Source organism: Streptococcus sp. HMSC073A12 (assembly GCF_001812815.1).
GTDB lineage: Bacteria > Bacillota > Bacilli > Lactobacillales > Streptococcaceae > Streptococcus > Streptococcus vaginalis.
Window position 1 is genome coordinate 120,660 of record NZ_KV810536.1, and the last position, 23,711, is coordinate 144,370.

Sequence of the window (23,711 nt, forward strand, 5' to 3'; positions counted from 1 at the left end):
CTTTTACCCTTCGTGTTGTTCTAATAAGGCAATCAAGTCTGATTTCACTGCTTTGCTATCGTATTCAATTCCAAGTTCATCAAGTTTAGACTTGATTTCAGGAACAGTCAGCTTATAATCCTCTTTAAGCTCCGAAGCGGGGACCCAATCCCCGCCAAGTTCGCAGTCTGTTTCAATACTTGCAAGAGTTTCTTTATTAATATATTCCATATTAAGCCTCCACACGAGCAAATGCTTGCTCATCAAGAATTCCCCAACCAGCATATACTTCTGTACGCAGGCATACTTCTCGATAACGTTTCAAGTCTCGACCTGCTCCGTCAGGGTCGCCGTATTCAATAATTTCAAGTGGAATATTTTCTGCATATCCCCACTTCACCGCATTTTCAAAATCTCCCACGATAACATGGTCTTTTTTAGCTGTACTTGCAACAGTTGTCAATGTTTTATTAACATCAGACTTCATTCCGTAAAATGAATCGGGATTTTGACCAAAGCGGTATTCAGGATATTGAACTACTCCGTTTACTTTGATTTTACCAAGCGCGGCTCCTGCTGCCGGAGATAACGCAATTCCGTTCACTTCACAATCATTTGCTGTAATAGTCGCAACAGCAGCATCAATATTTTCATCAATTTTATCCGCTTCAAAAGTTACTACATTTCCTGTAATTAAGCCATAAAACGAGTTGGTCGATTTAAAAGAAGCATCTGTCATCGATTTGGGTTCTAAACCATGGAAAGAAGCAATATCAATTGCTTGTGCCACTTTCTTAGCCAAACCATCAATAAATGATTTAAGATATGATAATTGTTTTTCTTCTGAACAATGTACAAATTCTTCCGAAACCCGTGCTTGATAAGTAATTAAAACTGGTTTGATCACTTTTGGTTTCATAGTTGCATTTCCAGCACTTGAAGGATTTCCTTCACCTACAATTTCAGTGTTTCCTTCAAGGTTGAATACAAATGTTTCTGTACCAGTAAATGGAATAGGTTCTTGTGTGGTAAGTTTCGCAAGGGTTGAATGCCCTTTTACTTTGCTAAAAATATCTTGTACTGTTTGTACAGGGAACATATCCCCTGATTGCAATGTTGCCATAAATTATTCTCCTCTCATATTTCGCAGCATTCCTTTTAGTGCTGCATCTTCGTCATTTTCTGAACCGACATTCGGCTCATTTGATTTTGGTGGTGCCTTTGGTTCAGCCGGCTTCACGAAACTGGCCAAACGCTCTGCGTCAGCTTTCAGGCTCTCCTCATCGTTTCCTTGCAGTCTATCCGCAAGGTCAATTGGCAGACCATTTTGCAAAGCAATACGAGTACGCAAGCTTGCTGTCTCATAACTAGCTACCTGTTTCTTCAAATCTGCGATTTGTTTATCGTAATCTGCAGCACTATTCTTGCTTGCTTCAGCTGCTGACTTCAGCACACCGTTTTCTTTTTCCAAATCACTCACACGAGTTTTGAGCTGGTCATAATCTGCGTACTTTTCTTTCTCACGAGCCAAGCGCGCCTTCACAATTGTGTCAAGCTCTTCTTGTGTAGTGATTGCTGTAAAATCTGACATATAAATATCCTTTCTCCTGCTTTCCCGGCAGTTCGGTAATTTTGTGCACTAAAAAAAGCACCTTGCGGCACTCACTTAGTAATAACTTTTTTGCTTTTTACGAGGCTTCGTTGTATAACATGCCCAGTGCGCCAGCAAAGCGCTGTCCATTAAACTGATATCTCGGTCGTCATATAGCGACTTATAGCCAAAGCCGCCATTTGAGCCAATGTTGCGTTTATCACAATTGGTCACAACTGCAGTCAGCGAAGGCTGGTCATTGTGACAAAGCGTTTGCTGCACAATCGACTGTTCCCAAAGCGAATTAGCCGTGATAATTTCCTTGACTGTTGGCAAGATTGGTTTCTGGATTCCAAATTCTTTCATCTCTGCTGCTAGCAGTTCTTGTCCGCTTGCACCGTCGACAACAATTTTCTCAATGTCTGCAGATTTGAGAAAATTGATAATCCACTGCATGCCATTCCGAATAGAGACACAATCAATATTTTCAACAAATATTCGCTTGTCATCCGTCCGCACAGCAATTGCCATTGCAACATTTGTCCCGTCTTGTCCGTACTTGATTCCAACAAAGAGCTTACCTTTAAGTCCAGGCATTAGTTCAACCTTAAGGTCATACCATTCTTTTTCTGAGATAGCTGATTTCTGATTGAAGGTCGGCCAATAGCCCAGACGCTGGATATTATGATCCAATTCGTCATCTCCGAGTTCGACTTTAATCTTCCGTTCGTTGAGATGATAACCCATTGACGGATTCGTCAAGTACCAAGCATCCATGTCGTTGATGTCGTGGATTTTCTCAACAGACCATTCTGCCCATCCTGAATACTCGCTGTTGCCAGCCAATACTTTTTTGCGGTAACTAGCAAAGACAGTTCCTGTTGATACCATCGTTGGCGGCGTCCCGCACATGATAGTCATCGGATTCTCGCTATCTGTTACCGTGTACTTGAGAGCTGATTCCTGTTCTGCAGTGTACTCTTGGGCTTCATCAATGATAAGCAGGTCAAATCCCTCACCCAGACCACCATTTGATGTCCTGGTACGGAATTGGATAACCGCTCCAGTTTCCTTGAACTCAATACGCTCTTGTCCCTTTGCTTTGTTTGAAACAAAGTCCTCACCGTCCACATAGCCCATGTCTTCCAAATACTTTTTAAGTTTCTCAAAAGATGAATGGGACGTACTGATACGATGAGCGGTGTGCAGGATTCTAAGTCCTTTATGCAGACCCCACAACTCCACAATATAGACATCTTCTGTCTTACCGTTTCGTCGAGAGATAGCATAACCAAACTTTTGATGCACCCACAGACCGTCATCATTTATGGCCATAATAGCTTCAAGCAAAGATACTTGCCAAGGATAACAATCCCGACCAGACTTTTGATAAAACTCTATGGCTTCCTGAGCCAAGCTATAAGTATAATGTAAAGTTACCGATTGAGTAGGATGCTGATTGCCAAATCTAATCTTAGTTTTAGTAACCATAACCTTTCCTTTCAATCGTCATCGCATGATAACCCTATCGCTGGGAGACATTGGATCACCTCCTAATCTTTAATAGCCCGATTTGAAACTTTTGCATATACATCTACATAAGTTTCTTTCTTATCACCGTTATGAGTAATTTCTGCATAGTCACCGCACTTCTCGTTTGATGAAATTGCATTCGTGCTGACAAGGGCCTTCCAATTCTGCAAGGTTTTACTAAACCAGACGATAAAGCATTCTTCTGCTTTAATTTCACGGCCTGAAAGACGCGAAAATTCTTGTGATGCTAATTGTTTTGCTTTTTCTAACATTTTTATTCCTCCGTTTTTTCGTATGTTTCAGCAAAGATATCCGGCTTGCATGGATAAAATTCACCTTGCACGCCTTTGATAATGTAATCGCCGACCGATGCTTCCATAATCCCTTCTAATGTTCTGATGAACATTTTACGAGTTTCTATTTCATAGTTAATTTGTGACTCACCCATAAAATTAGCAAGGTCTCTGACGTTGTTCCCTGTCCATTTTACCGCTTCAATCACCACAGGTTTCTTTCTGTATTTCATTTTCTTTCTCCTTTTTAAGCATAATAAAAGCACCCTTTCGAGCGCCATTCTGATTATTTTTTTCTATTTGATAAAAATTCTTTCCAATACGGATTTTCTTTATCAAAAATTTCAACTTCCTTGTCCATCATATTATGTGGATAGTCCACAAACAAGTTGTAGATTTTTTTCTGGTCAAAACTAAACAAATGCTCACCTATAGCATCTAGTTTATCAATCCACCAAACTTTCGAAGCTTCATTTTCTTTATAAAAGTCACTATAACCATCTAAATGAGATTCAGACCATATTCTGTCATCTTCTTGATTAGCTAATTCAGATAGTTCTTCTAAAAAATCATCGTTATTTGACATAGCCCTTATCTCCTTTATTTTGCTGACCTTTCTTAGTATTAATAAATCCTAGAATCTTTTGAAATTCTTCATTTTCTCCTAAACTATCAGAATCTATTAATACATTCGGAACTTGTAATTTTTGTCCATACACTGAATGAGAACGTTGACAACCAAAGCGCTCTTTTAAAACTGCATTGGTTATAGGTTTAAACCCGTTACCTTCAAAAGGAGCTTGCAATTCCAAGTATTGGAACCGCCCCTCTTTTTTTCGCACAATTGCCGCATGCTTTCCTGTTGCTAAATAATATTCTTTGTCATCTTGCATTTGACCAATTAATTTTTTCACAGCAGTAAAGTCGTTTGTATCTGCAACAACATGCGAATGAACACTCGGCAACTCACTAATGTTTTTGATGTTTAGCATGCTTGCAAAAAAAGTTCTGCTTTTTCCATCACGATAATCCAAAACATCAAAACCTGCTTTATTGCCAATATAGGCCAGCGCAAGAGAAGAGCAAGACCCCTTTGTCTGGTCTCCCCCTCCAACAGCTTTAATAATTGCTTCTTCAGTCTTTTTTACTTTAGATCTCTTGATAGGATTAACTTTAATTCCATGTTGCAACGCGCTTTTTCTAACAACGCTGATATTCTCTTCTTTGTTTAACCCTTTCCTTTCTTTAATCTTATCACTATCCTTTTGTTTCCGCCATATTTTACTCCAAACATCCTGAACTTTCCCATTTTTAGGGTCATAATCAACTATGCAACGGCAGTGTTGATGTCTCCGATAAATATCTTTTGGAACTCGTGGATATTTATAGATACCTTGAACCTCTTGACACCAATCACAGCACTTAGCGACTGACTTTCTAACAATTTCAGGTTGCAATCCTGCCTTGTGATGAAATTCTGCATTTTTCTCAATACTATCATCCACAATGCTTTGAGTAAAATTAACAATTGGTTCTTGCAAAATCCACTTAATATCATCAAAATCCTGTTCAGAAGAAACACGATTGACGATTCCATCAATTCTATCCTGATTCAATGCAGGTATTTGTGTTTTGAGGTGAATATTAGCGCGTTCATTCAATTGTTTCTGAACATCACTAGCATAACTACTCACAAGTTCATAATTCCGCCCTAACGTGTCTTCTAAGAGGCGTTTTGCAATATTGTAATACATTTTACCGTCTGGCAATGTGTCGTTGCTTAGAGAGCTTCCTAGAACTTTAGAAAGAATTCCGCCAATTTCTATAGCGTAGTCATTTGCATCTAAATAGTTTGCTTGTTTCTGTCCAAGTTTATCGAGTAGCCCTTTAATCGTTGAACTACTAAGCTGACCACGCTCGAAATCTTTCTTGATTTGCTTGAGTAGTCCAGGGACGACGTCCTCAACCATTGCCATCACCACCTACTGCGGAAACTGACCCATCTGATGCCTTAATACCCGTCAAATCACGGATAGTATCACTTCCAACGAATCCAGGAATGGCTTGATTGAGCTTAATAGCACCATCACCAATCATAGTCAATGTGTTTGCGTCTGCCTCAAAGAGTGGCTCCCATTTGACTGATGTTGCCATAAATTGGTTGCGCAAGTATGGGAACTCATCCCGCAAGCACACTGCCACATATGCCGTATTTAGCAAGCCCGATGCAAATGACCGCTGCGCTTTTCTTCCAGCCGCCCTCAAATTCTCGTGAGCAGCTTTGATGGCCTCTACTGATGATGGATTATCAGACGGAAAACCCAAGTCATCCATAGTCAAGCCTGTACCGCCTGCAAACAAAGCGGCATACATCTTAAGCTGGTCAATGAACGGTGACATGCTAGCTGTTGTAAATTGACCAACCGTTGGACTGTCTCCGTCTTCGTCTTTGGTAAACTGTAATAAGCTTGACACAGTCGCTTTCCACTTTTCCATCGGCTCTGCTTCTTGACTAAGCCCTAACACATATTTTTGAGGAAACGAATAGAACTCTGCCGTTACTTCCGACCGCTCTAGCGTACGTTTAGCAGCTTTTTGCTGGTACATACCAGCTTGCGTAATACGACTACGACCAAATGGACGTACCGCATCCGGACGATGAATAATAGGAACCAATAACGGTTGACCAGTAGGATTGCTAACAAAGTATTCCTTACCATACTTTGGATAATACCAGGTTGCGTCCTGCGTAAAATACGCTTCAAGAGTTGGCACACCATACTCATCTTGTTCTAAGACCGCATAGCCTTCTGTCAGTAAAAAGGTTGTTGGATTTAAAATCCCAGTCGCTCGACTGGCTTCAATGATCTGCATTCTAGGTATCTCATCCTGATTGCCAGGCATGATATACACAAAGCAACAAGATGCAATCAAGGCGGACTGAATAGCTGTATCAAACAGAATATCTGGATTGTTAGCATTAAAAATTTCTGTCGCATTAAAGTCGTCATCTGCAAATTCACGGAAAATAATCCGATCGGCCAGTGCATCCACTCCGTGGGCTGTCCATCCTAAAACTGACCTATACATATCTCGTACATTATCTGGCATAACAATACTGCGAGAGGCTTCTCTATCTGCCATCGCATAATATCGATAGCGCTTTTTGACGCCCAATTGATAGAGGGCTAGTTTTCTCCTAAGATAGCCCATTCCATAGTAATTCATTTTGATTGCTCCTTTATTTTTTCGGTTACTAGTTGCTCAAAGTTATCTTCGTGCACTTCGATACCTTCGACCAATGTTCTGCTGACAAAGTTAAATTTTTCCTCGTTGGCCAAAATCCGCTTTTTAAAATCTCGATAGTGTTTTAGCAAATTTTTACTTTTTTTGCGTTTTTTAACCGGCAAAATGTTAGGATTAACTTTCTTGTTTTTTTCCTGTTTTTTAGCCGCACGCTTTTTCTTCATCAACTTCCGCTGATTCTCTCTGGCCCCGTCCTTACGGCATTTCTCACTGCAATATTTCGACCTGCTGGATGTGGGTTCAAACTTTTTACCACAAATTGAACACTTGATTTTCTTCATTTTTTACCTTTCAAATCCTAACGCGAGAAAAAATGTACAGTGACGGCGTGAAGCTCCGCGCTTGCCAAGGGTAGGGGGTCACCCCCCTTCTTGGACTTTCTACCCTTTATATCTAATCCAATCACAACTTTGTGGCAAATTACGATTGCCAATCACTGCAGAACCTGTTACACGTTCTTCTGCATACAATTTATCAGACTTCTGTCGATTGCATTGCCAATGCGCCAACTGTAGATTCTCTATAGCTGACGGATGACCACCTTTGGCTATAGGAACGATGTGGTCTATCACAGGACTCATCGGGTCAGGATACTTCAATTTCTTATTGACCAGTCGTCCACAGATGCCACAGTGTGTACTTGATTTCAGCAACCGCTTCTTATTCTTCTCAAACGCAACTCTATGCGGTCCACTCTTATCAGCTCTTAGATTAGCCATGCGCACCTCTTGGAAATTAACAGGGGCGGGGTACTCAATAGCACCTCACCCCTGTTTTCTTGATGATACTATAATAGCACGTTGAAACTGTCATGCACTGTCAAATGCTGTCATTATTGTTATTTACTGTCAATCACTGTCATTTACTGTCAGATTGTTTAATTCTTTAGTGGCTATACGCAACAATCTAAAGTATGTGCTCTCACTACAATTGAGTTCGTCCATTACTTGCCAACGCGTCATTTTATCAACATAGACCATACTCAAAATTGTTTGACTATCAGAGTTATCCAGCCCATCGATTAAATCTTGCAGTTCTCTTTGCTTCTTCAAAGCTTCAACAGTTTTGCGTTCAATGTCTTGTGCAGTCGTTAGCAACTCAACATATACATCATCTTGCTTACGCTTAATTCCTCCAGAAACTTTATCTGCAGAGAATTTCTGACTAGACAAAAGCGAAGCTTCAATTTTGTCTCTACGTCTAATTAAACTCGCGATGTACAGATCTAAATTCCTCAAGTCTTTTAAAATAGCTTTCGCTTTGCTCACTCTCAATCTCCTTTTTATGTTATAATAGTGTTGTGAAATTTATAACTAAGGGGTCGAGTGTGCGCTCGGCTTTTTTTACTTTTCGTGAATCGTCATGTATGGTTTTTCTTTTTTTACACGGCCGCATTTTTTGCACTCCACATAACAAAATAGCCAACGACCATGTATCTTAACGTAATAATGCTTGCAGAAGAATCTTCTTGTGTTCGTTATAATTCTTTCAAATAATGATTTCAATTCATATTTCATTTTGTCTAAAAAATCAAACATCTCTTACTTCTCCTGTAATTCTATTTTCCAATTTTACAAATCTAGCATATTCAACGCCATTAAATGCGTAAACTTTTGATACGACTTTTTTCCACTGATTACGTGAGTATGGATAGCGCTTTGGCCTGTTTCTCATTTTGTTGCCTCACCTCAACTCAACTCTTTTATTCTATCGTTACAGAAACGTATCCGATATTTCAGCCATCTATCTTCTAGTATCGTTTCGTGCATTTCGTGCGAATGCGAATTCTTCCTTGTCTTAGAATCCAATTGATTCTGATATTTATCTCTCGCCTCTGTCCATAGCTTGCGTGCACTTTCTTTTGTGTATGGTATTTTAGTCATGTTCTACCTCAATTACTATGATGCTCTAATTTCCCTGATTCTAGTCCGCCATTAACAAAGTACGAACCGATCAGAATGGCATCTGCTTCATCATCTTTGACAGTCTTATTAAACTCTCGCTCGACAGTCTCGATAGATTGTTTTTTCATTGACTTCTTGCTGCGGTCTTTGTAGCTAAACTTCCAATGTTTCCGCCACGTTGACACGTTTACAAAGTAAACCTCATCTGCAACTAATCTACTTAAAATCATTCCTGTTACAATCCCTATGCTCATCATAGATTGTTGATTCGAGCCCATAACGTTATTTTTTTCAATCACAATATAATCAAATGGCTTTTTGTAAGATTCTATAGCTCGTAGCTGAATCATCTTTAACTTATTAGTCATCAAGCGCCCACGTTCGTAGAATGTTTTTGATTTTGATTTTGGCTTTATTGCCCCACTCTGGACAAGGGTTGAGCCGTTGAATACAGCCCAACCAGTCACAGATGTAGAAGCATCTAATGATAGTGTTAGATTACTCATTCGAGTTCTCCTTTGAATCCACATAAATTAAAGAGGTTTTGCTTGTTATCTTCGATAAATTCAAAAAACTTCTGTAATTCTGTCAAGTTCTGCTTTTCTACTTTAACTGCTGAACTAGAATGATACTCGCTAGATTCCTTAGGTTTAGCCGTTACATCTAGCCAAAAGAGAGGTTCGAATACATCTCCGTTTGTGTCTAAAGACGTTTCTAAATCTTGATTTTTAAATTGCATTTGAATGTCATAATTGATTTCGTTTGTCACCGTGATAACTTTATCAACAATTTCGAGTGTTATTGTTGTGTTTGGTATATCGATTTTGTTTTGCATTTTTTACTTCCTTTCATTTCAATTCTTTTACTATTGCAGCAATAACGTTGACTGTCACGCTGTTTCCTGCTTGCTTGTATAGTTGACTATTACTATTCACCTCTTGCGCCTTGTCAAACGCCCAATCTGGAAAACCTTGCAGTCGCCAACATTCTTCAGCTATTAAATTGCTACATCTTCTGCGCCACTCTTTCATGTTTTCATCTTCGTAAGTCGTGGTAGAGTTCCAACGCCTAGTAAATCGTGGGCGTGATTGTGGCTTGGGTTCAATGTTTAGTGTTAATTTCATATTACATATCACGTTTTTATTTTTCCAAAAATCGCGACTGCCATTTTGTGAGATTGGCTAAATACGGGCAGTCGCTATATTCGTCTGTTAGTCACATAATTGTAAACTAACGCTTTCTAGTTCGCTTTTTACGAGATTCACGGCTCGTTGGTTTTAAATTTCTATCAAATCATTTAGGCTGATTACTGCGTTCAGTTTCTTCTGGCTTCGGCAATAGTCGCACCGTCCGCATTTTTTTGGCTTTTGTTTGCCTTGTATAACATTCCAAACTTCGACAATGTCGGATTTTAGGTTGCCCAAACCCTCTACTAGCCAGTCCTCATCAATTTTTAAAATATCCTTATCGGGCACGTTTTCTTTGCTGACTGCGACAATTAGAGGTCTAAACTCTCGCCCCGTCATCTGTTTGAGTAGTTCTCTGTACAGTCCTAACTGACCATGATAGCCAAAGTTTAAAATGTTATTGACTGCCGCAGGAACTCGTTTTCTTAGGTCTGCGTTCCATTCTTCGGAGTAGATAGATTTCATGGTTTTCAAATCCACAAAATAACCTCTTGATAAGTTCACGCTATCTAATTTGCCTTTAACTGGCACACCTTCAATTTCTCCGCAAACAATCATTTCTTTTTCGACTTTATCACTTGGATAGCCATGATATAAGCGATTGAAGCCATCGTCATCTTTCAGGCTCTCAATCATCTTGTCACCGATAATAAAGTCAGACTTGAGGTTTCCTTTGTTCTTGCCAGTTTTCGCAAGAAGTTTATTGCCATTCTCTGCCATAAACTTTTCATGTGCTTCCGGATTTTCAAAATAGCTGTGTACATAGTTTCCGAGCAGAAGAGGGGTTTCGTCACGCTCTTCTACCCAGATACCATTATCAACCGCGTAAGCCTTAGCTTGACATTGCTTGTAGCGTTTATAACGCGAGTATGACAAGCGACTAGTATCTTGATAATAGTTCTCTTGCGTTAGTTCGACCATCACATCAAATCCTCAAGTTCTTTAAATAATTCGCCTTGTTCGCCGTCCAAAACTTCGCCCGTTTCTTCGTCGACTTTTGGTGTGGTTGTTTCTGTTTTGGAAACAGCCACTTTATTTTTCGGCTCTTCGGCAGTTTCTTGCGGATTCTCAACACTTTCCGATTCGGAAACAGTTGGATTTCCAAGAACGTCATCAAGGCTTTCGGTTTCTTGCGGGGTGACGTCAATTGGTGCCGCTTTTTCGTTTTCAGTTTCGTTATCTGCCACAATCGCTTGTTCCATTTCGATTGACAGCGGACCATACTTACTAATGATTTGTTTAAGCAGCGTTTTCTGTGCCATCGCGTCAAAATCTGATTTCCAAGGTCCATTATTAAAGGATTTTGAGAATCGTTTGCCGTGAGCGTACGCTTGTTCTTTCGTCCAATAAGTGACTTTTTCAAAGCCGTTTAGCAGTTTAAAAGCTGCAAAGTAGCCGATAACTTCATCTTGCGGCTGCGTAAAGTCGATTTCTAATTCTTCAAAAAGTGGATTGTATGAGATGAATTGTTCTTTATAGACAACACCCGAGTTGATACTCTTATACTTTCCGCTCCGTTGCGCAAGCTGAATCAGTCCTTTGTAGCCCAATTGGAACTGTGCTTCTTGTCCGTAAGGAACGATGTAAGCCTGACCTAAACTTGGTTCAATCGGCAGGTTTAATACTGCTGCTTTCATCGCTGCAGTCATGATAGATTCGTTGCTTGCTTTCATCAGCAAGTTATTATTTGTGACAACTGACAGCAAGCTAGCTACAAACTCGTTTTCTTTGCCTTTTAACACCTCTTGAAATTTCGCTTTTACTGCCGGTGCATTAAAAAAATCTTTGTGCGATACTTTTGTTAAATTATTTGTCATTTTATTTCCCTTTCGTTTTGGCACGTTATACTGTCGTTTTCAGACTTTGTTTTGTTTAAGGGTATAATTATACCTGCGATATTGTTTAGGTCGTCAGAAATAACATCTTGCTTTATTTCGAGACTTTAAAACGCATTTTAGCACGTTCAGATAGTGCCCGTTTTTGCTCTGCCGAAATTTTTCGTTTCGGCTTGGCAAACGGACTAACATCTGCTTCAAGCATTTTAGCTTGAATGTAAATTCGATTACCTCTTTCATCAAATTCTTCAGCTAAGATTTCATAAAGTTCAATACGCTTTTCAATCTTAGTAATATGTCTGCGCACACTTGTTTCAAAATACCAACAATTATCCAGTTCATCATAGCGGATAACCGTCTCGCGCTCTTCTGGTAGATATGCCATGTTATTTTCTCCTCTTGGTTTTTCTTAAATTCCAAATCTCACGTTTCAGGCGTTTGTTCTCCTGACTGAGTGAGATAATCTTATCTTGTTGCTCGTTGATAATCTCGCCCAACTCATAACCGAGATGTAAATAGTCAGCGCGCCAGTTATCAATCTCTGCTTGTAAATCTTTATCCATCCGCTCACCTAATCTACAAAGCTAGTATGGCAATGTGGACAACTAGTGTGCCAACCTTTGCTTTTACTGTTTGGATTATAGCCTGCAGTCTGTGTGTAGGGATTCTGCTTATAGATGTCATTGTGACACCGAAAGCAAATCCCGTCTGTTGGTTCAAACATATTTTATTTTTCCTTTGCTGTTTTATTTTGTGAAAAATCTATTCACGATTGTTTCGAGTGGTTTATTCAAAATCCACGCGCACATTTGGAATGGATTAAATTGTCGTTTTGGGTCTTTCTCGCAAATCGCTGCGAATTTCTGACATTGTTCTAACGTTAACTGCATGTTGAAGTCCTCTGCGAACCATTTCTTGAAACAGTCATATAATTCCATATTTTCAGCAACTGGAATCTTTTCTTTGCGTTCGTGTTCCGAGTGCTCGTTTGACCACGCAGGGATATTCCCGTTTTGGTCTTGCTTTTTACGATTGCGGTTAGCTTCGTGTAGTTGTATCGCTTCTAAAGTCTTGATGCCATTGTCAGCACATCTTTTCATAATGCTGTTGAAATACTTTAAGGTTCTAGCATTGTTCAGTACGCATTCATTAAGGGCATATTCCAAGACTTCTATTTCAAATTTATCTACAGCTACCCAATCTGTTATTTGCTGGATTTCGATAGGCGATAACAATCTACCGAAGTTTTGTTCGAATCGTTTTATTAGGTCTGATAATTCCAATTTTACCTCCCCTATAATATAAATATAATCGACGTAGCCACCGCCGGCTTTGTCATTCAGTATTTTTTTATTTTAGTATTTTGTCCGTCCGTACTTTGTATATCGCAAGTTTTTCATTCGATGAAAATTCATTCGATGAAAATTCATTCGATGAAAAATTATGTTATGAATTTATGTTTCGCTTGATAGCAAGTCATCTTTTACTTGCTTGTCAAAAGCGGATTTTGTCTGTGGATTCATTTTCTTATCACTTGCAAACTTAAACCACTTGAACCTTTTATATCCCATAGAGCAACGTATGCGATAGATATACCCTGCTTTTATCAATTCTTTAAATGCCGTCTTCGTGCGGTTCGGAGGACTACTAGAATTCTTTATCAACTCGTCCAAGTAAATATCCCAATCGTCAGGCTTGCTTAAGATATAGAGCAGCAACCCCCGTGCCTCCCATGACAGACTTTTATCTTGTACGAAATCGTTATTTATTGCTGTGTATTTATCGTACGGATTTCTGAAATATTTTCTGCATTCTCTACGTACCTCCCTCTCTAATACTGCCAGCCCGGACTTTTCTTCCGAGCCTCTGCCAATTTGCGTGCTCGTTCTCTGCGGTCGTGCTCGATTGCACAGACTACATACATTGCTTCAAGTTCTATGCGCTCGTCTTCTTTTGCTTGCTGTTCTGCTTGTTTCTTGGCTTTGCGCCAGTCTAAGTGATTGCAGAATGCGCCTGCCAAGAAGAAGAATGCTAGTGTTGCTACCGCTCCTAAAATTTCACTCATTTTCAAGCTCCTCTAATATTTTCACAAAATTTACATAAGCTTCATAGTGTTTGCCGCTATTTTCATTATCCTTATAAGCCTCATTAATCAACTCTTGGCCTGTGCCATAAAAACAACCAGCTTTCCACATTTTGTTTGATTTTGTGTAAGTAAAATAACGACCACTAGACCAATTATTTTTAAAAACAATATAATCTTTTAAGGATTTGACCCGAGCGTCACCAAAGACCTCAGCGTTATCAGAGACCTCAGCGTTATCATAGACCCGAGCGTTATCAGAGACCCGAGCGTCACCAGAGACCCAAGCGTCACCAGAGACCCAAGCGTCACCTTCGTGAGAAAGATTTCCTTCTTTGGCGACGTATCCGCCAAGCTCTCCCGCTTCCACACTTCCAAAGCTAATTAGGGCTTTTATGCGGAATAATTTCCATCCAAAAAATGTGATTGTGTCGTCAACTAGTAATTCATATTTTTTATTCATTTCTATCCTCCTACTCTATTAGCGTCCGCAATCCGCTTCGCTTCTTCTGCTTTCTGGCGTTCTTTAAGCTGATACTCGCTATTCAGCTTGTTTAGGATAATGTCCTGCGCCGAGTTTTTATTTTGCAGTCTCTCAATTTCACTTGCCTTTTTCTCAAGCTCTGTCTTTAGTTCGCTAATTTGTCGCTGCTGATGTTCGGTTGATGTGATTAAGCCGACAGCCAACAGCAGCATGACAAACGCTAAAGTAGTCATGATTAGATTAGCGTTGGCTATTGAGCGTTTGTTCGTTATGTGTTTAGCTTCTAGCGTGCTAACTCGTTCATTTAAGGTCATGCGTTGCCCTCCACCAACTCAGGGTGTATTTTAAGACCTGTAAATTCTTCAATTCCTTCTGATGTTGCGTTTCGCTTAAACAGCTCTATAGCAATTTCTTTATTATCTTCAAAGCTTCCGAGATAACGGTCACAATCCCCGCATTGCTCGCAGTATTCTGGTTCCTCGTAGCGGTCTAACACATACCAACCGCCGAGATGATTTTCGTATAAATGTTTCATCTTTTCACCTCTTCTTGAAAATCGTCGTCTTATCGCCTTCGATTTTCATAGCGCCTTTTGGCACGACTGAAAAGCTAACGCTATTCCATTCTTCGGCTATCTCAGCCAATTCTTGTTTGACTACTTCAACCGGCTTCTTAGCTAGCTTATTCTTGTATTCGTTGCCTAGCCTGTAATGGTCGCGCTCCCAGTTCATAATCACGCGCATTTGTTCGTAGTTTTGCATGTTACACCCCTAACCGTTTTTCTGTTTTAATGTTCTCTAACATTTCTGCCAGTGTTTCTTTTTTGGGTCTGTATCGGTTACGGGATTTCCATTTGACGAACAGGCGAAATCCTTCGTAATTGACAAAGACGATTCTGTGAGTTGGGTTGTCAATGAATTGTCGAAAGTCTGGATGTTCTCTCATTTCTGCCGCCCAACCTTTAGCAGTTCCGACTGTCAACCCTTCCCAGATTTGGCAAAGGTGTGCATAGTCGCCATATGTTGCTTTTTCAGACTGATTGGCAGGCCTGTAAATTATTTCTGCTTTTGGCATAGTAAATTGTTCCTTTCTGTGCTATAATTTAGCTAGTAATTTTTGTTGTGCCACTCACTTGCGAGTGGCTTTTTTGATATAATCATCTCGAAAGGAGGTGATTATATGAATGAAGATTCTTTGAAATTTGATTTGTTGGCAGATATGGCTGTGTTTTCGGAACAAACAGGTAATAAATTGGTGATTTCAACTGCTAATGGAATCTATTTTGGAAATATACTTCTTGATAGAACCAAAGAAAAATATAAATCCATTAATGAATTTATGGAATATCGTAAGAAGTACAAAACAGTAGATAACGAAAATTCCAATACGAATACTGTTTTACTAGTAGATGTAACTCTACTAACACCAACGAAACAAATTTTTAAAATGCCGTTTATTTATCTATTTGCAGACCAGATAATCGGCGTTTCATGCGGTCAACTTCCTCATCAGGAAGAGGAGTAGCTGCTTTGCTCGAATCTATCGTTATAGCGATAGATTCTTTTTCTTTTGGCATGATTTGACTTTCGATTTCACCTTCAAAGTGGAATAATTCCAGTTCATGAGCTACTTCATTTAGCTCTCGAGCTTTTTGATTGAATTTCTCGACCAACGAACGAAATTCATCTGCATTAGCTATTTCGACAATTACATTTACTTTATTTAATTCCATATCGTCTCCTTTTTGTTTGTGGTATAATCAAGTTGTATATTTTGGTGTGCGCGTGATTTTTCACGCGCTTTTTTTGATATAATTGATTTATCTTTAACGAAAGGATAGATAAGTCATGATTGAAAATGCGGTTCGTCAGCTGTACTGTAAATCGTGAAGTGTTTTCCGAGAACTTCCTGCTCGTTAATAATTTGTAATTCCATATGATACCTTTCTATCGAATTTTAAAATCTTCAATCACACGAGCTACAAAACGATGCGCTTGTGGATTTTTTAATTTACCATTCAAGATATTAGTTACATCTTGACGAGCCATGTTATATTGAACGGCTAAAGTTGCCATTGTCAGATTATTCTCTTTTAGATAATCCGAGACTTTTTGACGACCATTGTCCATGTTTGGCATACATTATCCTCCTTTATTTGTAAGTAATATTAGTGATTATTTTTTTACAGAAAATGCTATCTGCTCTAGCTTTTAGCAAATAATACCTTTACAAAATTTCTTAGCTAGACGACCCAAAAAGTTTAAACAAGCTGTCGCTTCTAAAGTGGCGAAAAAGCTAGACTCTAAAATCGAGAATCAGAGTTTATTTCAACTACAGTGCTGGGGACGATACCAGCGAAGTGTTGTTGACTACTGCTATTAGTTTGAGCAGAACAATTTCCGTAACGTACTCTAGATAGCAGCTAGAGTACGTTTTTTTATTTTGTAAGAAAAAAAGTTAGAAATTTTATAAAATACTTGACAACTTTTACACCATAGTGTAAAATTAAAGCATAATTAAAAACCTTGATAAAACCTTATATCTATCAACTTATTTGCTCGCCAAAGCTATTTATTTTTAGATAAGTTTTAACTTCGTTTTTTTACTAACTTATTAACTTACAAAAACTATTTTACACTTTAGTATTATTTTTGTCAACAGAAAATAACACTTTTTTATAAAATATTTTTTGTCATGTCTTAGAAAAGGTAATATGACAATGTTTTCCACACTTGAAAAGATTAAGGAACTTGCCCAAAAACAAGGAATAAGTCTTCAAAAAGTTGCCGAAGATTTAGGCTATAGTATAAATTACCTCTATACTTTAAAAGAAAAGACTCCTAAATCTGACCGCCTACAACAAATCGCCGACTACTTCAACGTGTCCACAGACTACCTGCTCGGACGCACAGATAATCCTGCTATTGCTGATAAAGAGCAATTCTTTTTTGAGGGCAAAGAGGTAGACGTTGAGCAATTAGCCAGCACAGCCATGCGATTCAACGGGAAACCACTAACTGAAGAAGATAAAAAAGCAATTCAAAACATAATAGAGATTTATCTCAGAAAGCAATAATAAAGGTCTGATTGTTTATGACTGAAAAAGAATTTTCTCAAAATCTAGGTATAGATATAGAGATTTTTGAAGATGGTCTATTTCCAGATGAAGCCTTTTACATCCCAGCCCTCAAAACTATGTTTTTGAGTGATGCTATATCTGATGAAAAAAGGGTACAAGTCGCTTTACATGAGATAGGTCATAGAAACCACGCACCAGATACTTATCATCTCTTTCGGGAGAAATGTGAGCTCGAAGCCAATAGAAATATGATACATCATCTTATGAAAGCTGAGTTGGATATAGCTGAAGATGCCACTACATTTAATTACCTGGTCTTTATGCAAAAATACAACCTAAAAACCATTGCCGATGAAACGATGGTTAAAGAAGAGTATTTAAGTATTATAAATCATATCAAAGGAGTTGAAAATGAGTTTTAAAGGTTTTATAAAATCAAAAACGCTAGGTGAATACCTTCAAGCTAAAAAAATCCTCAACTGGTGGAAGAAATAGAAAACAGAGGAATGAAAACTGTTTTAAAAGAATCTGCAAAAAGGTATATAAAGAAAAAGACGGTCTAAGGCTTGTCTCACTCAAAGGTTATAGGAATTTAATAATGAAAATTTGTTTAAGATGTCAGCATGAGAATGATGACCAAAATAATTACTGCATTAAATGCGGTGCACCACTTAGAAATATTTGTACTAATAGAAGATGCTCAAATTGGGAGCAAGATGTTCTTTTGCCCGATGAAGCTGCATTTTGTCCCCTCTGTGGTTCTGAAACCCTCTTCAAAACCTTCGGATTGGCATCTTCTTCTCTGGATATTTCTGACGAGGACCTCCCATTCTAATGTATCTACTATATATTGACGAATCAGGTACCAAAGATTTGCACCGAGGAGAAAATAACAAAGAGGGAAACTCGGAACACTTTGTCATGGGGGCTGTTCTTATTAAGGCAGAAGATCTAAGTGATATTGAGGAAAAGATCCAAAATTTAAAATCAACCTATCTCAAAGATCCATATCTAGAATTAAAATCAACAGCTAAATCAAAGACGCTAAAGAACAACAAAAATAAAGATGAATTTTTAGATAATATCCATCAAACAATTGCAGCATCGAATTGTTGTTGCTTCGGTGCGCAAGTACATAAACCTTCGTTGCAGAAAAACGGTGTTTTAGAAAATAGAGACCAAATTTACAAAATTTGCTTCTTGCATATCTTATCAGCTGTCAATAGTTACTTAAAACACGAGAACATCAATGAATCTGTAACTGTTTTCATTGATCGAGTGGATGCAGTTAACAATAAGAAAGTCTATCTAGCATACAAAGAAGCACTCGAAAGCAAATCTATTGACTTTATAGGTTTTGATAAAAAACATTTTTCTCCATCAATAAACTTCGTGGACTCAGAATTTACCATCGGAGTACAAATCGCAGATGTTATAGCTGGTGCATTGTGGCGAGGTGTCGAAAAAAAGAAAAAAACATACTCTAAAATGTTGCTTCCACGATTTCCGAGGGACAACAATCAAGAGTATGTTGGTTATAGTTATCAAAAATGCAAAGAATGGAAATAAAAAATGAACAGGGTAGCAGTAATTTCAACTGCAAGCTGACAAGGCATTTCACCCTTGCCACCCAGGCTATTCGGACCTAGACCACTGTTCTTCCGTTAAAATAATTATACATTATATAACTATAATTTGTCAACAAAAAATCCCCACGCTCTCTAAGTTTGGCGACTCAGAGTGTGAGAAAAAAACGATTGTATAAGAAAATAACCATTCAAAAGGTCGTTTTCCTATACCCATTTTACCAAAATATAGGAGAAAAAACAATGTGGGTAGAACAACACAAAAGCGGAAAAGTAAATTTTGTTGAAAGATACCGTGACCCTTATACCAACAAATGGAAAAGAACGTCTATACTCATGGAGAAAGACACCCCCAGAATACGAAAAGAAGCCCAAAAGATACTTGATACTAAGATAACTAACCTTTTGAATAACCTAAAAACGTCAGAAATGCTCTTTACAGCTCTTTTAGACCAGTGGTGGGGATTTTATCAACAAGAGATAAAACGGTCGTCTATCGCTTCGTTAAGGGGCAATATCAAGGAAATAAGAGAGTCTTTTGGACTGAATGTAAAAGTGGTCAATATTGATCCCAAATATGTCCAAACTTACCTAGACAATCTCGACTGCTCCAGAAACAAGAAAGAACGTTACAAATCTATGCTCAACCTTGCTTTTGATTACGCTGTTGATCTGAATATTATTAAAGATAATCCGTCTCGGCGGGCCAAGCTCCCGCGAATAAAGAAAACTTTGGAAGATTGGAAGAAAATTGAAGAAAAATATCTTGAAGAAGATGAAATTCAACCGCTTCTTAAAGAGTTATATCGACGCCCCAACACTTACCGTTTAGGGTTACTGTCTGAGTTCATGAGCCTAAATGGCTGCCGTATTGGTGAGGCAGTCAGTATCGAACCAACAAATTATAATTTTGAAACCAGAATCCTACAGTTGCACGGAACCTATGACCACACAGAGGGCTACCGTAACGGCGAAAAAACAACTCCCAAAACTCTTGCCTCCTACCGGGAAACAATCATGACCAACCGTGAAATGGAAATCCTCAAAGAATTGGAGTTCATGAATGAACTGGAAAAAAACACCAATCTACGATATAGAGACATGGGCTACCTTTTCACAACTAAAAACGGAGTTCCTATTCAAACTAACTCTTTCAACCTAGCTCTTAAAGCTGCCAACGAGCGATTGGAAACGCCGATTCGGAAAAATCTTACCAGCCACATCTTCCGTCATACTCTAGTCAGCCGTCTGGCTGAAAACAATGTCCCACTTAAAGCTATTATGGATCGTGTCGGTCATGCTGATTCAAAGACGACTGTTCAAATTTACACCCACATCACCAAGAAAATGAAGTCAAATGTGGCTGACATCATGGAAAACTATTGATTTTATGCCCCAAAAATGCCCCAAAACACAAGAAAAAGCCTATTGTACAAGCTAGAAAGCTTGACGCAATAGGCTTTTTAAATCGCTATTATTTAACAGCGTCTTTAAGAGCTTTACCTGCTTTAAATGCTGGTACTTTAGAAGCTGCTATTGTGATTTCTGCACCAGTTTGTGGGTTGCGGCCTTTACGAGCTGCACGTTCACGAACTTCAAAGTTACCAAAACCAATCAATTGAACTTTTTCACCAGCTGCAAGGTATTCAGTTACTGCTGCAAATACCGCATCAACTGCTGCTGCTGAATCTTTCTTAGTCAATTCTGTAGCTTCTGCTACTTTTGCAATCAAATCTTGTTTGTTAGCCATTTAACAAATCCTCCAAAATATTTTATGAATTAGTAGTCACTAACTCTAACAAGTATTATCATATCTAAAAAATGTTATTAGGTCAAGCACAAAACGAACTTTTTTCAATTTTTCCAAAGATATCAAACTTATTCATAGCGAACGAGGACTGCCCACGCATTTTCACCTGTATGTGTTTGAATAATAGAACCAGTCTTCAAAACAGAAATCGTTTTTTCCACACACGGTTGCAAAATCTGTTTCATTTCGTTCGCCAATTCGGCAGTTCCTGCATACGAAATTCCAATCTCTGCCACTTTTTTATCTTTTAAGCTTTCAACTAAATCATTAACCCATTTTTTGAAGGTTTTTACACCACGCCCCTTAACAATCGGTTGTAATTCATTGTTTTTCATTTGCATAACTACTCGAATATTAAGCAACGAACTGAGAAGCCCAGTCACACGACTAATACGACCACCTTTTACAAGATTTTCAAGCGTTGACACACCGATATACAATTCTGTTTTTTCACGTACTTCTTCGATTCTTGCTAAAATAGCATCAAAGTCTGCACCTTCTTTTGCTAGTTTTGCAGCTTCAACCACTTGAAACTTCAAAGCTTGATCCGTAAAAGAGCTATCAATCACTGTTACATCTACATTTGCCAAGGTTGCCCCTTGTCGTGCAGCTTCGACCGTTCCAGACAAAGCATGCGACATATGGATAGAAATGATTTTATCGGCAGTTTCTCCGAGTGTTTCAAAGATTTCTGCAAAAACACCAACTGGTGGTTGACTGGTTTTCGGTAGATTTTTGCTTGACTGCATCAAACGAAGAAACTCTCCTTCTTTTAAGTCAGCGTCTGAATAAACAACACCATCTACCATTACAGACAAAGGAACGATTGTAATCTCTAAATCCTCTACAACTTGCGGTTCAATCGTAATAGATGAATCCGTTACAATTTTGATTTTTGTCATAGTTTTCCTACTTTTATAAATTTTATCTATTTAATTTATTATATCAAAAAAATAACTTTTTGTGGAATAATTTTTCTGGATAAAATGTGTAAAAGGTGTGTAGAGCTTTCTATTTTTCTAAATAAACAGAATTATTAAATTTTCAGAAAATAATTGACACTGTTTTATTTTTTTGTTAGCCTAGTGATGTATCTTATTGAAGCTGTTGCTTTGAAGAAAGGGTTGATAAATGAAACAGACAAAATTTTTAGGAATTCTTTGTCTTGCTCTTGTTATGATTTCAATTACAGTTGGTTCTGGTCACTTTTCGTGGTGGCAGCTGCTACACGGAGATAAGCAGACTGGGCTGCTATTTTTAGAGTCGCGCTTGCCAAGGACAGTCAGCATTCTCCTAGCAGGCTCTAGCATGAGCATTGCCGGGCTTCTTATGCAGACTGTTACACAAAATCATTTTGCTGCTCCTAGCACGGTTGGAACGGTCGAGGCTGCAAAATTTGGTATGTTGCTTAGTTTATTTTTCTTTCCGTCAGCCACATTAGCGCAAAAAATGCTATTTGCTTTTGTATCTGCTATTTTTTTTACGATTATTTTTATTAGACTTATCAGAAAATTCTCATTTAAAGAAAAATGGTTGTTACCGCTTGTCGGAATTATTTATAGTGGAGTGATTAGTGCAGCAGGAGAAATCATTGCCTATCGTTTTGAGCTTGTCCAAAGCATGACTTCATGGACACAAGGCTCTTTTTCCATGATTCAGAAACATCAATATGAATGGTTATTTTTAAGTTTAATCATCTTGATTGCAGTATGGAAGCTATCAGCCACGTTTACCATTATGAATCTAGGGGAAGACGCTAGTCATAATCTAGGCATTTCCTTTTACCAAATGGAAGGAATGACGTTGTTTCTCATTGCATTGACGACAAGTGTGACGATGATTACAGTCGGCTCTCTTCCATTTATCGGAGTCATTGTTCCAAACATCATTCGGAAATTTTATGGTGACCATATCACACGCATTAAGGGACTGACCGCATTAACTGGTTCCTGTCTCATCTTGATCTGTGATATTGTAGCTCGTCTAGTCATTCGCCCTTACGAAGTCTCCGTCAGCTTGATTTTAGGAATTTTGGGTAGTTTGGCGTTCGTGTATCTTTTGTGGCGAGGTGCTGCTCATGAATAAAATGAAGAGTCAAACAAGAAATCGCTTACTTCTATTGCTTTTGTTAGCTAGCTTGAGTGGCTTGTTATATCTCATGCCAATGGAATATCCTTTAACAGGTTTTATTATGAAATTGCGCTCGCAAAAGTTACTAGCCTATCTTTTAGTCGCCATAGCTGGAGGTCTTGCTACAATCAGCTTTCAAACAATCACAGAGAATCGTTTTTTAACACCAAGCATTCTTGGAATGGAATCTCTCTATGTCTTTATGCAGACGATTTATCTTTTCTTTGCTAGCAAATTCATCTGCAATACTGGTCATCCTTTGCTTGAGTTTATCTTAGTCTTACTCATACAGTGTGGCTTCTTTTTCTGCCTGCAACCTGCATTAAAAAAGCTACTCCAGCAAGGATTTGTATTTATTTTATTGATTTGCATGGCACTAGGGACGCTCTTTAGAAGCGCCAGCACATTCTTGCAGGTGCTAATGGATCCTAATGAATATGATAAACTGCAAACAAAACTATTTCCTTCCTTTCAACGAATAAATATGGATATTCTATCTGTCGCTGCAATCATCATTGGACTAGCAGGTTTATATTTGTTAAAGAAGAACGCTATTTTGAATGTTTTTCATTTGGATAAAAAGACAGCGACTATTTTAGGTGTAGAAGTTGAAAAAGAGCAAAAAAAGATACTATGGGCAATTGTTTTGCTGACTTCAACGACAACTGCTCTCGTTGGACCTATGATGTTCTTCGGCTTTATGATGTCTAATTTAGCCTATCTGTTAATCAAAGAATACCAACACAAATGGTTGTTCTCAGTAGCAATTTTACTCGGTTTTCTCTCTCTAACTACTGGACAAATGCTGGTAGAGCGCGTCTTTCAGCTCCAAATCAATGTCAGCATGGTCATTGAGCTTGTCGGAGGGTTATTCTTCTTTTATCTTTTAGCTAAGGAGGTAAAACGCTAGA

Annotated in this window: 40 protein-coding genes; 8 read left to right on the forward strand and 32 right to left on the reverse strand. The window is 38.5% G+C overall.

The window, feature by feature from the left end; all coding sequences use genetic code 11:
• Nucleotides 1–3: 3 nt before the first annotated feature.
• The 28 genes from HMPREF2876_RS04680 to HMPREF2876_RS04815 form a co-directional block, all read right to left on the reverse strand.
• A complete protein-coding gene (locus HMPREF2876_RS04680; RefSeq protein WP_070584332.1) occupies nt 4–210 on the reverse strand; it encodes a HeH/LEM domain-containing protein in 207 nt (68 codons plus the stop codon).
• A 1-nt stretch (nt 211) separates the two neighbouring features.
• On the reverse strand, nt 212–1,102 hold the full coding sequence (locus HMPREF2876_RS04685; RefSeq protein WP_070584334.1) for a phage major capsid family protein: 891 nt from the start codon (nt 1,100–1,102) through the stop codon (nt 212–214).
• Nucleotides 1,103–1,105: 3 nt separating this feature from the next.
• Nucleotides 1,106–1,570 (reverse strand): capsid assembly scaffolding protein Gp46 family protein, encoded by a 465-nt coding sequence (locus HMPREF2876_RS04690; protein ID WP_070584335.1) that lies wholly within the window; start codon nt 1,568–1,570, stop codon nt 1,106–1,108.
• Nucleotides 1,571–1,645: 75 nt separating this feature from the next.
• A complete protein-coding gene (locus tag HMPREF2876_RS04695) occupies nt 1,646–3,061 on the reverse strand; it encodes a DEAD/DEAH box helicase family protein (protein ID WP_070584338.1) in 1,416 nt (471 codons plus the stop codon).
• Between the two features lie 62 nt (nt 3,062–3,123).
• Nucleotides 3,124–3,375, reverse strand: coding sequence for a DUF6275 family protein (locus HMPREF2876_RS04700; protein WP_003693347.1), 252 nt, complete (start codon nt 3,373–3,375; stop codon nt 3,124–3,126).
• A gap of 2 nt (nt 3,376–3,377) precedes the next feature.
• Nucleotides 3,378–3,629: a hypothetical protein gene (locus HMPREF2876_RS04705; protein WP_070584341.1), complete on the reverse strand. Its 252-nt coding sequence runs from the start codon at nt 3,627–3,629 to the stop codon at nt 3,378–3,380.
• A gap of 53 nt (nt 3,630–3,682) precedes the next feature.
• Nucleotides 3,683–3,982, reverse strand: a complete 300-nt coding sequence (locus tag HMPREF2876_RS04710) for a DUF7675 family protein (protein ID WP_070584343.1) — start codon at nt 3,980–3,982, stop codon at nt 3,683–3,685.
• The gene (locus tag HMPREF2876_RS04715) at nt 3,972–5,372 is read right to left on the reverse strand and encodes a hypothetical protein (protein ID WP_261674198.1); all 1,401 of its coding nucleotides are present in this window, start codon (nt 5,370–5,372) and stop codon (nt 3,972–3,974) included. Before HMPREF2876_RS04715 ends, HMPREF2876_RS04710 begins: the two co-directional genes overlap by 11 nt.
• A complete protein-coding gene (locus HMPREF2876_RS04720; RefSeq protein WP_070584347.1) occupies nt 5,359–6,624 on the reverse strand; it encodes a phage portal protein in 1,266 nt (421 codons plus the stop codon). The genes HMPREF2876_RS04715 and HMPREF2876_RS04720 overlap by 14 nt, the downstream gene beginning before the upstream one ends.
• A complete protein-coding gene (locus tag HMPREF2876_RS04725; RefSeq protein ID WP_070584349.1) occupies nt 6,621–6,983 on the reverse strand; it encodes a hypothetical protein in 363 nt (120 codons plus the stop codon). Before HMPREF2876_RS04725 ends, HMPREF2876_RS04720 begins: the two co-directional genes overlap by 4 nt.
• A gap of 99 nt (nt 6,984–7,082) precedes the next feature.
• Entirely contained in the window at nt 7,083–7,421 is a 339-nt protein-coding gene (locus HMPREF2876_RS04730) for an HNH endonuclease (RefSeq protein WP_070584351.1), read from the reverse strand.
• A gap of 129 nt (nt 7,422–7,550) precedes the next feature.
• Complete coding sequence (locus tag HMPREF2876_RS04735; RefSeq protein ID WP_070584353.1) at nt 7,551–7,970, reverse strand: DUF1492 domain-containing protein; 420 nt, start codon at nt 7,968–7,970, stop codon at nt 7,551–7,553.
• 623 nt (nt 7,971–8,593) lie between these two features.
• Entirely contained in the window at nt 8,594–9,112 is a 519-nt protein-coding gene (locus HMPREF2876_RS04750) for a RuvC family protein (protein ID WP_070584360.1), read from the reverse strand.
• Entirely contained in the window at nt 9,109–9,441 is a 333-nt protein-coding gene (locus HMPREF2876_RS04755) for a hypothetical protein (protein WP_070584362.1), read from the reverse strand. The genes HMPREF2876_RS04750 and HMPREF2876_RS04755 overlap by 4 nt, the downstream gene beginning before the upstream one ends.
• Before the next feature lie 13 nt (nt 9,442–9,454).
• On the reverse strand, nt 9,455–9,730 hold the full coding sequence (locus tag HMPREF2876_RS10160; protein ID WP_083306993.1) for a DNA cytosine methyltransferase: 276 nt from the start codon (nt 9,728–9,730) through the stop codon (nt 9,455–9,457).
• A gap of 153 nt (nt 9,731–9,883) precedes the next feature.
• Nucleotides 9,884–10,714 carry a PD-(D/E)XK nuclease-like domain-containing protein gene (locus HMPREF2876_RS04765; RefSeq protein WP_070584364.1) on the reverse strand — a complete coding sequence of 277 codons (831 nt, stop codon included), beginning with the start codon at nt 10,712–10,714 and terminating at the stop codon, nt 9,884–9,886.
• Nucleotides 10,714–11,634: a recombinase RecT gene (locus HMPREF2876_RS04770; RefSeq protein WP_261674199.1), complete on the reverse strand. Its 921-nt coding sequence runs from the start codon at nt 11,632–11,634 to the stop codon at nt 10,714–10,716. Before HMPREF2876_RS04770 ends, HMPREF2876_RS04765 begins: the two co-directional genes overlap by 1 nt.
• Nucleotides 11,635–11,722: 88 nt before the next feature.
• Entirely contained in the window at nt 11,723–12,013 is a 291-nt protein-coding gene (locus HMPREF2876_RS04775; protein WP_070584368.1) for a hypothetical protein, read from the reverse strand.
• Nucleotide 12,014: 1 nt separating this feature from the next.
• Nucleotides 12,015–12,191 carry a hypothetical protein gene (locus tag HMPREF2876_RS10605; RefSeq protein WP_167697694.1) on the reverse strand — a complete coding sequence of 59 codons (177 nt, stop codon included), beginning with the start codon at nt 12,189–12,191 and terminating at the stop codon, nt 12,015–12,017.
• 8 nt (nt 12,192–12,199) lie between these two features.
• Nucleotides 12,200–12,352, reverse strand: a complete 153-nt coding sequence (locus HMPREF2876_RS10610) for a hypothetical protein (protein WP_164332791.1) — start codon at nt 12,350–12,352, stop codon at nt 12,200–12,202.
• Between the two features lie 22 nt (nt 12,353–12,374).
• Nucleotides 12,375–12,911: a DnaD domain-containing protein gene (locus HMPREF2876_RS04780; protein ID WP_070584370.1), complete on the reverse strand. Its 537-nt coding sequence runs from the start codon at nt 12,909–12,911 to the stop codon at nt 12,375–12,377.
• Between the two features lie 171 nt (nt 12,912–13,082).
• A complete protein-coding gene (locus HMPREF2876_RS04785) occupies nt 13,083–13,346 on the reverse strand; it encodes a hypothetical protein (RefSeq protein WP_070584373.1) in 264 nt (87 codons plus the stop codon).
• A 113-nt stretch (nt 13,347–13,459) separates the two neighbouring features.
• Entirely contained in the window at nt 13,460–13,693 is a 234-nt protein-coding gene (locus HMPREF2876_RS04790; protein ID WP_070584374.1) for a hypothetical protein, read from the reverse strand.
• On the reverse strand, nt 13,686–14,174 hold the full coding sequence (locus tag HMPREF2876_RS04795) for a hypothetical protein (protein ID WP_070584376.1): 489 nt from the start codon (nt 14,172–14,174) through the stop codon (nt 13,686–13,688). Before HMPREF2876_RS04795 ends, HMPREF2876_RS04790 begins: the two co-directional genes overlap by 8 nt.
• Before the next feature lie 2 nt (nt 14,175–14,176).
• The gene (locus HMPREF2876_RS04800; protein ID WP_070584377.1) at nt 14,177–14,509 is read right to left on the reverse strand and encodes a hypothetical protein; all 333 of its coding nucleotides are present in this window, start codon (nt 14,507–14,509) and stop codon (nt 14,177–14,179) included.
• A complete protein-coding gene (locus HMPREF2876_RS04805; protein ID WP_024052788.1) occupies nt 14,506–14,730 on the reverse strand; it encodes a hypothetical protein in 225 nt (74 codons plus the stop codon). Before HMPREF2876_RS04805 ends, HMPREF2876_RS04800 begins: the two co-directional genes overlap by 4 nt.
• Before the next feature lie 4 nt (nt 14,731–14,734).
• Nucleotides 14,735–14,956 carry a hypothetical protein gene (locus HMPREF2876_RS04810; protein ID WP_070584378.1) on the reverse strand — a complete coding sequence of 74 codons (222 nt, stop codon included), beginning with the start codon at nt 14,954–14,956 and terminating at the stop codon, nt 14,735–14,737.
• Between the two features lies 1 nt (nt 14,957).
• Complete coding sequence (locus tag HMPREF2876_RS04815; protein WP_057489777.1) at nt 14,958–15,269, reverse strand: hypothetical protein; 312 nt, start codon at nt 15,267–15,269, stop codon at nt 14,958–14,960.
• Between the two features lie 105 nt (nt 15,270–15,374).
• On the opposite strand from HMPREF2876_RS04815, the gene HMPREF2876_RS04820 reads away from it, so the two are divergent.
• The gene (locus tag HMPREF2876_RS04820) at nt 15,375–15,719 is read left to right on the forward strand and encodes a hypothetical protein (RefSeq protein ID WP_070584380.1); all 345 of its coding nucleotides are present in this window, start codon (nt 15,375–15,377) and stop codon (nt 15,717–15,719) included.
• Here the strand turns inward: HMPREF2876_RS04820 and HMPREF2876_RS10165 are convergent.
• Together HMPREF2876_RS10165 and HMPREF2876_RS04825 are read right to left on the reverse strand one after the other, a co-directional pair.
• The gene (locus HMPREF2876_RS10165) at nt 15,649–15,927 is read right to left on the reverse strand and encodes a hypothetical protein (protein WP_083306995.1); all 279 of its coding nucleotides are present in this window, start codon (nt 15,925–15,927) and stop codon (nt 15,649–15,651) included. The genes HMPREF2876_RS04820 and HMPREF2876_RS10165 overlap by 71 nt on opposite strands.
• Before the next feature lie 214 nt (nt 15,928–16,141).
• Nucleotides 16,142–16,333: an antirepressor gene (locus tag HMPREF2876_RS04825; protein WP_070584382.1), complete on the reverse strand. Its 192-nt coding sequence runs from the start codon at nt 16,331–16,333 to the stop codon at nt 16,142–16,144.
• Between the two features lie 581 nt (nt 16,334–16,914).
• Between HMPREF2876_RS04825 and HMPREF2876_RS04830 the strand changes: the two genes are divergently transcribed.
• The 5 genes from HMPREF2876_RS04830 (at nt 16,915) to HMPREF2876_RS04850 (ending at nt 20,246) form a co-directional block, all read left to right on the forward strand.
• Nucleotides 16,915–17,271 (forward strand): helix-turn-helix domain-containing protein, encoded by a 357-nt coding sequence (locus tag HMPREF2876_RS04830; RefSeq protein WP_070584418.1) that lies wholly within the window; start codon nt 16,915–16,917, stop codon nt 17,269–17,271.
• A 17-nt stretch (nt 17,272–17,288) separates the two neighbouring features.
• On the forward strand, nt 17,289–17,696 hold the full coding sequence (locus HMPREF2876_RS04835) for an ImmA/IrrE family metallo-endopeptidase (protein ID WP_070584384.1): 408 nt from the start codon (nt 17,289–17,291) through the stop codon (nt 17,694–17,696).
• 26 nt (nt 17,697–17,722) lie between these two features.
• Complete coding sequence (locus tag HMPREF2876_RS10475) at nt 17,723–18,109, forward strand: zinc-ribbon domain-containing protein (protein WP_148131431.1); 387 nt, start codon at nt 17,723–17,725, stop codon at nt 18,107–18,109.
• Nucleotides 18,109–18,843: a DUF3800 domain-containing protein gene (locus HMPREF2876_RS04845; protein ID WP_070584388.1), complete on the forward strand. Its 735-nt coding sequence runs from the start codon at nt 18,109–18,111 to the stop codon at nt 18,841–18,843. The genes HMPREF2876_RS10475 and HMPREF2876_RS04845 overlap by 1 nt, the downstream gene beginning before the upstream one ends.
• 260 nt (nt 18,844–19,103) lie before the next feature.
• Nucleotides 19,104–20,246 carry a tyrosine-type recombinase/integrase gene (locus HMPREF2876_RS04850; protein WP_070584391.1) on the forward strand — a complete coding sequence of 381 codons (1,143 nt, stop codon included), beginning with the start codon at nt 19,104–19,106 and terminating at the stop codon, nt 20,244–20,246.
• A gap of 88 nt (nt 20,247–20,334) precedes the next feature.
• Here HMPREF2876_RS04850 and HMPREF2876_RS04855 read toward each other — a convergent pair whose 3' ends face one another.
• Nucleotides 20,335–20,610 (reverse strand): HU family DNA-binding protein, encoded by a 276-nt coding sequence (locus HMPREF2876_RS04855; RefSeq protein ID WP_003023726.1) that lies wholly within the window; start codon nt 20,608–20,610, stop codon nt 20,335–20,337.
• A 128-nt stretch (nt 20,611–20,738) separates the two neighbouring features.
• On the reverse strand, nt 20,739–21,572 hold the full coding sequence (locus tag HMPREF2876_RS04860) for a DegV family protein (protein ID WP_024052826.1): 834 nt from the start codon (nt 21,570–21,572) through the stop codon (nt 20,739–20,741).
• Nucleotides 21,573–21,801: 229 nt separating this feature from the next.
• Between HMPREF2876_RS04860 and HMPREF2876_RS04865 the strand changes: the two genes are divergently transcribed.
• Nucleotides 21,802–22,755, forward strand: coding sequence for an ABC transporter permease (locus tag HMPREF2876_RS04865; RefSeq protein WP_024052827.1), 954 nt, complete (start codon nt 21,802–21,804; stop codon nt 22,753–22,755).
• Entirely contained in the window at nt 22,748–23,710 is a 963-nt protein-coding gene (locus tag HMPREF2876_RS04870) for an iron chelate uptake ABC transporter family permease subunit (protein WP_024052828.1), read from the forward strand. Before HMPREF2876_RS04865 ends, HMPREF2876_RS04870 begins: the two co-directional genes overlap by 8 nt.
• Nucleotide 23,711 lies beyond the last annotated feature (1 nt).

Coding starts and splice junctions, on each gene's coding strand:
- HMPREF2876_RS04680 (WP_070584332.1), bottom strand. CDS start 210: ATGGAATATATTAATAAAGAAACTCTTGCAAGTATTGAAACAGACTGC.
- HMPREF2876_RS04685 (WP_070584334.1), bottom strand. CDS start 1,102: ATGGCAACATTGCAATCAGGGGATATGTTCCCTGTACAAACAGTACAA.
- HMPREF2876_RS04690 (WP_070584335.1), bottom strand. CDS start 1,570: ATGTCAGATTTTACAGCAATCACTACACAAGAAGAGCTTGACACAATT.
- HMPREF2876_RS04695 (WP_070584338.1), bottom strand. CDS start 3,061: ATGGTTACTAAAACTAAGATTAGATTTGGCAATCAGCATCCTACTCAA.
- HMPREF2876_RS04700 (WP_003693347.1), bottom strand. CDS start 3,375: ATGTTAGAAAAAGCAAAACAATTAGCATCACAAGAATTTTCGCGTCTT.
- HMPREF2876_RS04705 (WP_070584341.1), bottom strand. CDS start 3,629: ATGAAATACAGAAAGAAACCTGTGGTGATTGAAGCGGTAAAATGGACA.
- HMPREF2876_RS04710 (WP_070584343.1), bottom strand. CDS start 3,982: ATGTCAAATAACGATGATTTTTTAGAAGAACTATCTGAATTAGCTAAT.
- HMPREF2876_RS04715 (WP_261674198.1), bottom strand. CDS start 5,372: ATGGCAATGGTTGAGGACGTCGTCCCTGGACTACTCAAGCAAATCAAG.
- HMPREF2876_RS04720 (WP_070584347.1), bottom strand. CDS start 6,624: ATGAATTACTATGGAATGGGCTATCTTAGGAGAAAACTAGCCCTCTAT.
- HMPREF2876_RS04725 (WP_070584349.1), bottom strand. CDS start 6,983: ATGAAGAAAATCAAGTGTTCAATTTGTGGTAAAAAGTTTGAACCCACA.
- HMPREF2876_RS04730 (WP_070584351.1), bottom strand. CDS start 7,421: ATGGCTAATCTAAGAGCTGATAAGAGTGGACCGCATAGAGTTGCGTTT.
- HMPREF2876_RS04750 (WP_070584360.1), bottom strand. CDS start 9,112: ATGAGTAATCTAACACTATCATTAGATGCTTCTACATCTGTGACTGGT.
- HMPREF2876_RS04755 (WP_070584362.1), bottom strand. CDS start 9,441: ATGCAAAACAAAATCGATATACCAAACACAACAATAACACTCGAAATT.
- HMPREF2876_RS10160 (WP_083306993.1), bottom strand. CDS start 9,730: ATGAAATTAACACTAAACATTGAACCCAAGCCACAATCACGCCCACGA.
- HMPREF2876_RS04765 (WP_070584364.1), bottom strand. CDS start 10,714: ATGGTCGAACTAACGCAAGAGAACTATTATCAAGATACTAGTCGCTTG.
- HMPREF2876_RS04775 (WP_070584368.1), bottom strand. CDS start 12,013: ATGGCATATCTACCAGAAGAGCGCGAGACGGTTATCCGCTATGATGAA.
- HMPREF2876_RS10605 (WP_167697694.1), bottom strand. CDS start 12,191: ATGGATAAAGATTTACAAGCAGAGATTGATAACTGGCGCGCTGACTAT.
- HMPREF2876_RS10610 (WP_164332791.1), bottom strand. CDS start 12,352: ATGTTTGAACCAACAGACGGGATTTGCTTTCGGTGTCACAATGACATC.
- HMPREF2876_RS04790 (WP_070584374.1), bottom strand. CDS start 13,693: ATGAGTGAAATTTTAGGAGCGGTAGCAACACTAGCATTCTTCTTCTTG.
- HMPREF2876_RS04795 (WP_070584376.1), bottom strand. CDS start 14,174: ATGAATAAAAAATATGAATTACTAGTTGACGACACAATCACATTTTTT.
- HMPREF2876_RS04800 (WP_070584377.1), bottom strand. CDS start 14,509: ATGACCTTAAATGAACGAGTTAGCACGCTAGAAGCTAAACACATAACG.
- HMPREF2876_RS04805 (WP_024052788.1), bottom strand. CDS start 14,730: ATGAAACATTTATACGAAAATCATCTCGGCGGTTGGTATGTGTTAGAC.
- HMPREF2876_RS04810 (WP_070584378.1), bottom strand. CDS start 14,956: ATGCAAAACTACGAACAAATGCGCGTGATTATGAACTGGGAGCGCGAC.
- HMPREF2876_RS04815 (WP_057489777.1), bottom strand. CDS start 15,269: ATGCCAAAAGCAGAAATAATTTACAGGCCTGCCAATCAGTCTGAAAAA.
- HMPREF2876_RS04820 (WP_070584380.1), top strand. CDS start 15,375: ATGAATGAAGATTCTTTGAAATTTGATTTGTTGGCAGATATGGCTGTG.
- HMPREF2876_RS10165 (WP_083306995.1), bottom strand. CDS start 15,927: ATGGAATTAAATAAAGTAAATGTAATTGTCGAAATAGCTAATGCAGAT.
- HMPREF2876_RS04825 (WP_070584382.1), bottom strand. CDS start 16,333: ATGCCAAACATGGACAATGGTCGTCAAAAAGTCTCGGATTATCTAAAA.
- HMPREF2876_RS04830 (WP_070584418.1), top strand. CDS start 16,915: ATGTTTTCCACACTTGAAAAGATTAAGGAACTTGCCCAAAAACAAGGA.
- HMPREF2876_RS04835 (WP_070584384.1), top strand. CDS start 17,289: ATGACTGAAAAAGAATTTTCTCAAAATCTAGGTATAGATATAGAGATT.
- HMPREF2876_RS04845 (WP_070584388.1), top strand. CDS start 18,109: ATGTATCTACTATATATTGACGAATCAGGTACCAAAGATTTGCACCGA.
- HMPREF2876_RS04850 (WP_070584391.1), top strand. CDS start 19,104: ATGTGGGTAGAACAACACAAAAGCGGAAAAGTAAATTTTGTTGAAAGA.
- HMPREF2876_RS04855 (WP_003023726.1), bottom strand. CDS start 20,610: ATGGCTAACAAACAAGATTTGATTGCAAAAGTAGCAGAAGCTACAGAA.
- HMPREF2876_RS04860 (WP_024052826.1), bottom strand. CDS start 21,572: ATGACAAAAATCAAAATTGTAACGGATTCATCTATTACGATTGAACCG.
- HMPREF2876_RS04865 (WP_024052827.1), top strand. CDS start 21,802: ATGAAACAGACAAAATTTTTAGGAATTCTTTGTCTTGCTCTTGTTATG.
- HMPREF2876_RS04870 (WP_024052828.1), top strand. CDS start 22,748: ATGAATAAAATGAAGAGTCAAACAAGAAATCGCTTACTTCTATTGCTT.